Source organism: Pseudomonas sp. Sample_21 (assembly GCF_004307525.1).
In the GTDB taxonomy this organism is placed as follows: Bacteria; Pseudomonadota; Gammaproteobacteria; order Pseudomonadales; family Pseudomonadaceae; genus Aquipseudomonas; species Aquipseudomonas atacamensis.
Window position 1 is genome coordinate 26318 of record NZ_RCNZ01000120.1, and the last position, 7690, is coordinate 34007.

The following is a 7690-nucleotide window of genomic DNA, read 5'->3' on the forward strand; positions in this document are numbered from 1 at the left end:
CCCACAGGAATTACCACCAGACTCAGGCATCGCGCATTACCGGACACGCAACACCAGTGGAACAACAAAAACAATCACTGTGAGGGATACCGATATGTCAGAACAAGTTCAGCCGCTGGACGCTGCGGGCAGCGCCGAGACCAGCAACGCCACGCAGAAAGTCATCTTCGCCTCGTCACTCGGGACGGTGTTCGAGTGGTATGACTTCTTCCTCTACGGCGCCCTAGCAGCAGTGATCAGCAAGCAGTTTTTTGCCGGGGTCAATGACACCACCGCGTTCATCTTCGCGCTGATGGCATTCGCCGCCGGCTTCATCGTTCGGCCGTTCGGTGCGCTGGTATTCGGCCGTCTGGGTGACATGATCGGACGCAAATACACCTTTCTGGCGACGATCATTCTGATGGGCGTGGCGACGTTCTGCGTCGGCCTGCTGCCGACCTACGCCAGCATCGGCATCGCCGCGCCGATCATTCTGGTGGTGCTGCGCATGCTTCAGGGCCTGGCGCTCGGTGGCGAATACGGTGGTGCGGCGACCTACGTGGCCGAGCACGCGCCCATCGGCAAACGCGGCTTCCACACCAGTTGGATTCAATCGACCGCGACCCTCGGCCTGCTGCTCTCGCTGCTGGTAGTGCTCGGTTGCCGCTACTTCACCGGCGACCAGTTTGAGGTGTGGGGCTGGCGCATTCCGTTCCTGCTGTCGATCGTGCTGCTGGGTATTTCCACCTGGATTCGCCTGAGCCTGCACGAGTCGCCGGCCTATCTGAAAATGAAGGAAGAAGGCAAAACCTCGAAGGCACCGATCCGCGAATCATTCGGCAAATGGGAAAACCTCAAAGTAGTGCTGATCGCGCTGTTCAGCATCAACGCCGGGCAAGCGGTGACCTTTTACGCTGCGCAGTTCTATGTGCTGTTCTTCCTCACCCAGTTCCTGAAAATGGACCCGGCGGTGGCCAACAGTCTGCTGATCATCAGCGTGGTGATCGGCGCGCCGTTCTTTATCTTTTTCGGCTGGCTGTCGGACAAGGTCGGACGCAAACCCGTGCTGATGCTCGGCCTGCTGCTGGCCACCGCGCTGTACTTCCCGATCTTCAAATCCCTGGCCCATTACGCCAACCCGGCAATCGATCAGGCCAGCCGTCAGGCGCCGATCACCGTCCTCGCCGACCCCGCCACTTGCACCTTCCAGTTCGATCCGGTGGGCAAGGCCAAATTCGACAGCCCCTGCGACAAGGTCAAGACCTTCCTGGTCAAACAAGGCCTGCCCTACTCCAGCGTCGCAGCACCTGCGGGCAGCGCCGTGCAAGTGAGTGTCGGTGACGTGAAGCTGGATGGTTTTGATGAGGCGGCACTGCGCGGCGCGATCACCCTCGCCGGCTACCCGCAACAAGCCGATATGCAGCAGATCAACAAACCGATGATCGTCGCCCTGATCGTCGCCCTGATCATCATCTCCGCCATGTGCTACGGCCCGCTGGCCGCGTTGATGGTCGAACTGTTCCCGACGCGCATTCGCTACACCTCGATGTCGCTGCCCTACCACATCGGCAACGGCTGGTTCGGCGGATTCCTGCCGACGGTGTCGTTCGCGCTGGTGGTGTACACCGGGGATATTTTCTACGGGCTGTGGTATCCGGTGCTGATCACCGGGGTGAGCCTGGTGGTGGGGATGATCTGTCTGCGTGAGACGAAGAATATCGATCTCGACAAGAACTGAAAAACCCGCTGACACAATGGCGAGGGAAGCGATTCTCTCGCCATTTTTTTGCTCAGGCGTCCGCCTTGATCACTTCGAATTTCACCTGGTCCGGATAAAACGCCACGTAGTCGCGGATCGGTGCGACGGAGACCTTCGGGTTTTCGTACGTCCACACCGCGTTGGCACCCTCATGTCCGGGCACTTGCAGGCTGAAATAGTTGGCGTCGCCCTTGTACGGGCAATAGCTGGTGTGGTCGGTGCGGGCGAAGTATTTTTCGTCGATGTCTTCGCGCGGGATGTAGTACACCGGCGGATAGTTGGCTTCGTTGAGGATCATCGCGTGAGAGGACGCGGCGACCTGGATGCCGTGGAACTTCACCAGCAGGCAGCCGGCAAGTTGTTCCAGGATGATCACGGGACTGGGGCTTTTCATGAGGTTCTCCTGAGCACAGCGAAGAGACCGGTTCAGGTATAGCTGATGGGCTCGGGTCTGGTTGAGATTGCAGCCGAACGGCGAAAATCTTTGGCAATGGTTTTATCTGTATATCCATACAGATAAAAGTTGCTCGCGCCGCAGACTCCAGCCATCCTGTGCGCTCCCACAAACCAACCAGCGATGGTAGCTATGCGGCTGTACCTCTGTGAAAAACCTTCCCAGGCCAAAGACATTGCGGCCGTGCTCGGCGCCAAACGGCGCGGCGACGGCTGCTGGTTGGGAACGGACGTCACAGTGACCTGGTGCATCGGCCACTTGCTTGAAACCGCGCCGCCGGATGCCTACGACGCGCGCTACAAGCGCTGGGTGCTGGCGGATCTGCCGATCATTCCCGACAAATGGAAAATGACCGTCAAGCCGCGCACCGCCAGCCAGTACAAAGCGGTGAAGCGTCTGCTTGGCGAGGCCAGCGAACTGATCATCGCCACCGACGCCGACCGTGAGGGCGAGATGATCGCCCGGGAACTGGTCGAGCACTGCCGCTATCGCGGGCCGATCCGCCGTTTGTGGCTGTCGGCACTCGACGAAGCGTCGATTCGCAAGGCACTGGGCGCGCTGAAGCCCGGAGCAGAAACGTTCAGCCTGTATCACTCGGCGCTGGGCCGTTCGCGGGCGGACTGGCTGATCGGCATGAACATGAGCCGGTTGTTCACCTTGCTGGGCCGTCAATCGGGTTATCAGGGCGTGTTGCCGGTAGGACGAGTACAGACGCCGACCCTGCGATTAGTGGTCGACCGCGACCGCAGTATTGCCGATTTCGTCCCCGTACCGTTCTGGGCAATCGATGTGGAACTGCTGCACAACGGCACAGCGTTTAGCGCGCAATGGCGCGCACCATCAGACGTTTGTGATGATCAGGATCGCTGCTTGAATCAGGCCTTGGCGCAGCTAGCGGCAGCGGCGATCAGCAGTGCAGACAGCGCACGGGTGATCAAGCTGAAAACCGAGCGCATGCGCGAAGTCGCGCCCCTGCCCTTCGATCTCGGCACCTTGCAGGAAGTCTGCTCGAAAAAGCTTGGCCTTGGCGCGCAGGAGACCCTCGACATCGCCCAGGCCCTTTACGAAACCTACAAAGTCATCACCTATCCGCGCAGTGATTGCGGCTTTCTGCCGTTGAGCCAACACAGTGAGGCGCCATCGATCCTCACCGCATTGCGTCAGGCCGATCCGAGCCTTGAAGTGTTGCAGGGTTTTCTCGAACCGCAGCGGCGCTCGCGAGCCTGGAATGACACCAAGGTCAGCGCTCACCACGGCATCATCCCCACCATCGCCGCGAAGAACCTCGAACGTCTGACCGGCAAGCATCGCGCGGTGTACACGCTGATTCGCGCGCGCTACCTGGCGCAGTTCCTGCCCAATCACGAATATGATCGCACTCAGGCTGATTTCGACTGCAACGGGCAGGCGTTGCGCGCGGTCGGCAAGCAGATCATCGAACCAGGCTGGAAGCGCGCATTGCCCGAAGCACTGGCACCGGCCAGGGGCCGCGAAGCACCAGCACCGCAAACCTTGCCGACCCTCAGCCAGGGCGTCGAATGCGCTGTGGCAAAGGTGAATCTCAAGGATCTTTGGACGCAACCGCCAAAACCCTACACCGAAGGCGATCTGATCAAGGCGATGAAGAACGTCGCCAAACTGGTCGAGGACCCGCTGCTCAAACAGAAACTCAAGGACACCACCGGCATCGGCACCGAAGCCACCCGCGCGTCGATCATTCAGGGTTTGCTTGATCGCGGATATCTGGTGAAAAACGGCAAGGCGCTGGCGGCGACACCTGCGGCGTTCAGCCTGATCGATGCAGTGCCGCGCGCGATCGCCGATCCTGGCACTACGGCGATCTGGGAACAGGCGCTGGACATGGTGCAGAGCGGCGAGATGAGTCTGGAAGAATTCGTCACCAAACAGGCCGCGTGGATGAGCAAGCAGGTCAGCCGCTGCTCCGCCCTCAGCCTGACCATCAGCGGCCCGCCGCCTGCCGGCAAGGCCGCAGCGCCGTGGAAGAAAAAGCGTAAGTCGACGGCTAGCAAAGCCGCCGGTACACGCAAACGCACGGCGCGTCCGACGACTCGCTGAATCCCTTGAGGTTCCCTTCTCTACGTTGCTGAAAAGGATCTTTTCTCATTCCAAAACAGCTTTGTCCGACAATATGTAGTGCTTGAAAATAATCACTACAAAACCGTTGACGGCATCGTTTTGCTTTTGCATGATGAAGACGTTCCCCGATCGGGAGCACTGGTAACACGCTTGAGCAAACTCGTCTGACCGCCGAGTTGTTTTTTCCGGATACACGCTGCCCACAAGGCAGATTGAAGAAGCTGACCTGGCCTGAACGTCCAGTACAAGGACGAGAAGCGCTGGCGAAAATTCTCAAGACGCCTTGTGGCCGACACTGGATTGTCGTCAAGGAGCCTCCCGGTTTTCGCTGCTTCTCCTCGTTGTGACGCTATTGCGTAGCAGTTATTCAACACGACTACATGCAACAGATGCATGACCCCGTACTTCATACGGGCGAGTGCTGACGTCCTGGTTTCGGTGCCAGGGATCAACTAACCGATGGGCTACCTGTATTAGCGAATCAACTTTGAAAGATCACCAGACTGGTCAAGGGGTATAACAATGAATCTGAACAATCAACCCACCATCGAAGAACTGGCTCGTATGTTCGCGGCGCAGAAAGACAGCCACGACAGCCATATTCTCTGGATCAGCAAGTCGGGCCAGGTACACATCGACTGCCTGTCGCCCCATGCTGGCGAGGAAGAGTTCGACCGCAACCACCAGAACCTGCTGGCCCGCCTGAAGATGTACCGCCGCGGCCACGGTTATGTCGGCAAGAAGGCTGCGGCCGACAAGGACTTCATTGGCAGTGTGCTGCAGACGCTGAAACAGGCGTGGGATTCGATGCAGAATCAGAATGAAGTTCGGGTGATTGATCGGTTGTATTGAGTTGTAGGTTATTTAACTAAGGGCCTGCTTCCGATTGGGAGCAGGCCCTTTGTTGTTCTTTTGAGTTTTGCGGCGTGAGTGCCCCCGTCGCCCCTCACCCCAGCCCTCTCCCGAGGGAGAGGGAGCCGACCGAGTTGCCTCAGCTCAACCGTAGACCTGAATGACCGTGGCGATTATGAGTCAACGAAGCTCGTTCAGGTCGGAGTAACTTGACCAAACACCTCGGTCAGTCCCCTCTCCCTCTGGGAGAGGGTTAGGGTGAGGGGCTTTTCATGCCGAGCACCAGCTCCACAAACGCCAACGCCGCCGCACTGTGATAATTATTTCTGCGCCGCAACAACGCCGCGCCACGCTGTGGCGCCTCGCCTTCGACCCGCAAGCGGCGCAACGCGCGGTCTTCGCTGGCAATCGCCTCGGGCAGCATGGTCGCCAGCGGCGCATGCCGCACCACTTCCAGCAACGTACTCACCGAATTCACTTCAATCCGCACCTGCGGCGTAATCCCGTGCTCACGGAAATACTCATCCACCAATAACCGCGTAATGAAGCCCGGCGCCAGCAAGGCGAAGTCCATTGAAGCCAATTCCGTCGACGTCAACACCGAAGGGCTGTCATAGAGCGGATGCCCAGGCCCGACCATGATCCCCAGCGTCTCGGTAAACGCCGGTATGCATTCGATATCGGCATTGCGCACCGGCGTAAACGCGATCGCGACATCCAGCGAGTCATCCGCCAGCCCGGCCTCGATGTCGTCCATCGACAACTCGAAGATCTCCAGACGAATCCCGGGAAACCGTGCCCCGTAGTCGCGCACCAGTGGCCCGACCAGATACGCCATGAACGTCGGCGTCATCGCCAGGCGCAGCGTGCCGCGGGACAAGTCCTTCACGTCGTGCAAGGCGCGCTGCCCGGCCTCCAGCTCCACCAGCACGCGCCGCGCGCACTCGATGTAAGCCACGCCGGCATCCGTCGGCTTCACCGTGCGCGAGGTGCGATCGAACAGGCTCACGCCGAGGGTTTGTTCCAGTTGCCGAATCTGTTGCGACAGGGTCGGCTGCGACACATGCAGCGCTTCGGCGGCGCGGGTGAAGCCGCCGTGATCGGCAACGGCGAGCAAATAACGCAAATGTCGCAACAGCATGAGGACACCATCTATAGGCAGGGCTTATGCGAAGCATTGTATATCGGTCTTGGACGCTATGAATCGACCGGCGCAACATTGCTTCCACACACAGCAAGCCAACCCCTGAAAGGAGTGACACCATGCAACAGTCCCACGCCTACAACGACAACAGCCTGGCCCTGACCACCCGCGTTCTCGACGCCAAGGCGAAAAAAGATCTGTCGTGGCAGGATCTGGCTGACGGCACCGGCCTCAGCCTGGCCTACGTCACCGCCGCCCTGCTCGGCCAGCATCCGCTGCCGGAAAACGCTGCTCAAGTGGTCGGCGACAAGCTTGACCTCAGCGCAGATGACGTCGCCGCTCTGCAGATCATTCCTTTGCGCGGCAGCCTCAGCGGCGTGCCAACCGATCCGACCATCTACCGTTTTTACGAAATGATCCAGATCTACGGCACCACGCTGAAAGCGCTGGTTCATGAACAGTTCGGTGACGGCATCATCAGTGCGATCAACTTCAAACTGGACATCAAGAAAGTCGAAGACCCGGAAGGCGGCTCCCGCGCCGTGGTAACCCTCGACGGCAAGTTCCTGCCGCTGCGTCCGTTCTGATACGCCCGGCCCGCACCCTGCGTGCGGGCCATCTCATTTCTGTCACGAGGACATGCCATGAAAGCCCTGATCGACGGCTTCCTGAAATTCCAGAACGAAGCCTTCCCGCAACGCAGCGAACTGTTCAAACATCTGGCCACGACTCAGCAACCCGGCACGCTGTTCATCACCTGTTCCGACAGCCGTGTAGTGCCTGAGCTGCTGACCCAGCAAGAGCCCGGCGAACTGTTCGTGATCCGTAACGCCGGCAATATCGTGCCCTCCTACAGCCCGCATCCGGGCGGGGTCTCGGCGACGGTGGAGTATGCGGTGGCGGTACTGGGGGTGACCGATATCGTGATTTGCGGCCACTCCGATTGCGGCGCAATGACGGCGATTGCCCAGTGCAAATGCATGGATCACCTGCCCGCCGTCAGCGGCTGGTTGCAGCATGCCGAGTCGGCGAAGGTGATGAACGAAGCGCGCGTGCATGGCAGCGACGCGGCGAAATTGAGTTCGATGGTGCGCGAGAATGTGATCGCGCAACTGGCGAATATCCAGACCCACCCGAGTGTGCGCCTGGCCCAGGAGCAAGGGCGGCTGAATCTGCATGGCTGGGTGTATGACATCGAGACCGGCTCGATCGACGCGCTCTCTTCCGATCGCCGCACCTTTGTGCCGCTGGTCGAGCAACCTGAGACTTGCGCGATCAGCGCGCAAGCCAGCCACGCTGCCTGACTCCCCACCGTGATCGTTCCCACGCTCTGCGTGGGAATGCCTCAAGGGACGCTCTGCGTCCAGTGACGCGGAGCGTCACGGGCTGCATTCCCACGCGGAGC

Annotated in this window: 7 protein-coding genes; 5 read left to right on the plus strand and 2 right to left on the minus strand. The window is 59.8% G+C overall.

Annotated elements, in window-relative coordinates; genetic code table 11:
• Positions 1–94: 94 nt before the first annotated feature.
• Positions 95–1717 (plus strand): MFS transporter, encoded by a 1623-nt coding sequence (locus tag D8U71_RS23195; RefSeq protein WP_130888777.1) that lies wholly within the window; start codon positions 95–97, stop codon positions 1715–1717.
• A 52-nt stretch (positions 1718–1769) separates the two neighbouring features.
• On the opposite strand, the gene D8U71_RS23200 is transcribed toward D8U71_RS23195, so the two are convergent.
• The gene (locus tag D8U71_RS23200) at positions 1770–2132 is read right to left on the minus strand and encodes a DUF427 domain-containing protein (RefSeq protein WP_122700349.1); all 363 of its coding nucleotides are present in this window, start codon (positions 2130–2132) and stop codon (positions 1770–1772) included.
• 192 nt (positions 2133–2324) lie between these two features.
• Between D8U71_RS23200 and D8U71_RS23205 the strand changes: the two genes are divergently transcribed.
• Together D8U71_RS23205 and D8U71_RS23210 are read left to right on the plus strand one after the other, a co-directional pair.
• Positions 2325–4268 carry a DNA topoisomerase III gene (locus D8U71_RS23205; RefSeq protein WP_130888778.1) on the plus strand — a complete coding sequence of 648 codons (1944 nt, stop codon included), beginning with the start codon at positions 2325–2327 and terminating at the stop codon, positions 4266–4268.
• Between the two features lie 543 nt (positions 4269–4811).
• Positions 4812–5141, plus strand: coding sequence for a hypothetical protein (locus D8U71_RS23210; protein ID WP_041480831.1), 330 nt, complete (start codon positions 4812–4814; stop codon positions 5139–5141).
• Between the two features lie 253 nt (positions 5142–5394).
• Here the strand turns inward: D8U71_RS23210 and cynR are convergent, their stop codons facing one another.
• Positions 5395–6282 carry a transcriptional regulator CynR gene (gene cynR / locus D8U71_RS23215; RefSeq protein ID WP_130888779.1) on the minus strand — a complete coding sequence of 296 codons (888 nt, stop codon included), beginning with the start codon at positions 6280–6282 and terminating at the stop codon, positions 5395–5397.
• 122 nt (positions 6283–6404) lie between these two features.
• Here cynR and cynS point away from each other — a divergent pair, with 122 nt between their 5' ends.
• Both cynS and D8U71_RS23225 read left to right on the plus strand, forming a co-directional pair.
• The gene (gene cynS, locus D8U71_RS23220; protein WP_041480833.1) at positions 6405–6872 is read left to right on the plus strand and encodes a cyanase; all 468 of its coding nucleotides are present in this window, start codon (positions 6405–6407) and stop codon (positions 6870–6872) included.
• A gap of 57 nt (positions 6873–6929) precedes the next feature.
• A complete protein-coding gene (locus D8U71_RS23225) occupies positions 6930–7589 on the plus strand; it encodes a carbonic anhydrase (RefSeq protein ID WP_110645597.1) in 660 nt (219 codons plus the stop codon).
• The last annotated feature ends 101 nt before the right edge of the window (positions 7590–7690 follow it).

Bases quoted from the DNA above. Each gene is read 5' to 3' on its own strand.
- D8U71_RS23200 (WP_122700349.1), bottom strand. From the start codon at position 2,132: ATGAAAAGCCCCAGTCCCGTGATCATCCTGGAACAACTTGCCGGCTGC.
- cynS (WP_041480833.1), top strand. From the start codon at position 6,405: ATGCAACAGTCCCACGCCTACAACGACAACAGCCTGGCCCTGACCACC.
- D8U71_RS23205 (WP_130888778.1), top strand. From the start codon at position 2,325: ATGCGGCTGTACCTCTGTGAAAAACCTTCCCAGGCCAAAGACATTGCG.
- D8U71_RS23210 (WP_041480831.1), top strand. From the start codon at position 4,812: ATGAATCTGAACAATCAACCCACCATCGAAGAACTGGCTCGTATGTTC.
- D8U71_RS23225 (WP_110645597.1), top strand. From the start codon at position 6,930: ATGAAAGCCCTGATCGACGGCTTCCTGAAATTCCAGAACGAAGCCTTC.
- D8U71_RS23195 (WP_130888777.1), top strand. From the start codon at position 95: ATGTCAGAACAAGTTCAGCCGCTGGACGCTGCGGGCAGCGCCGAGACC.
- cynR (WP_130888779.1), bottom strand. From the start codon at position 6,282: ATGCTGTTGCGACATTTGCGTTATTTGCTCGCCGTTGCCGATCACGGC.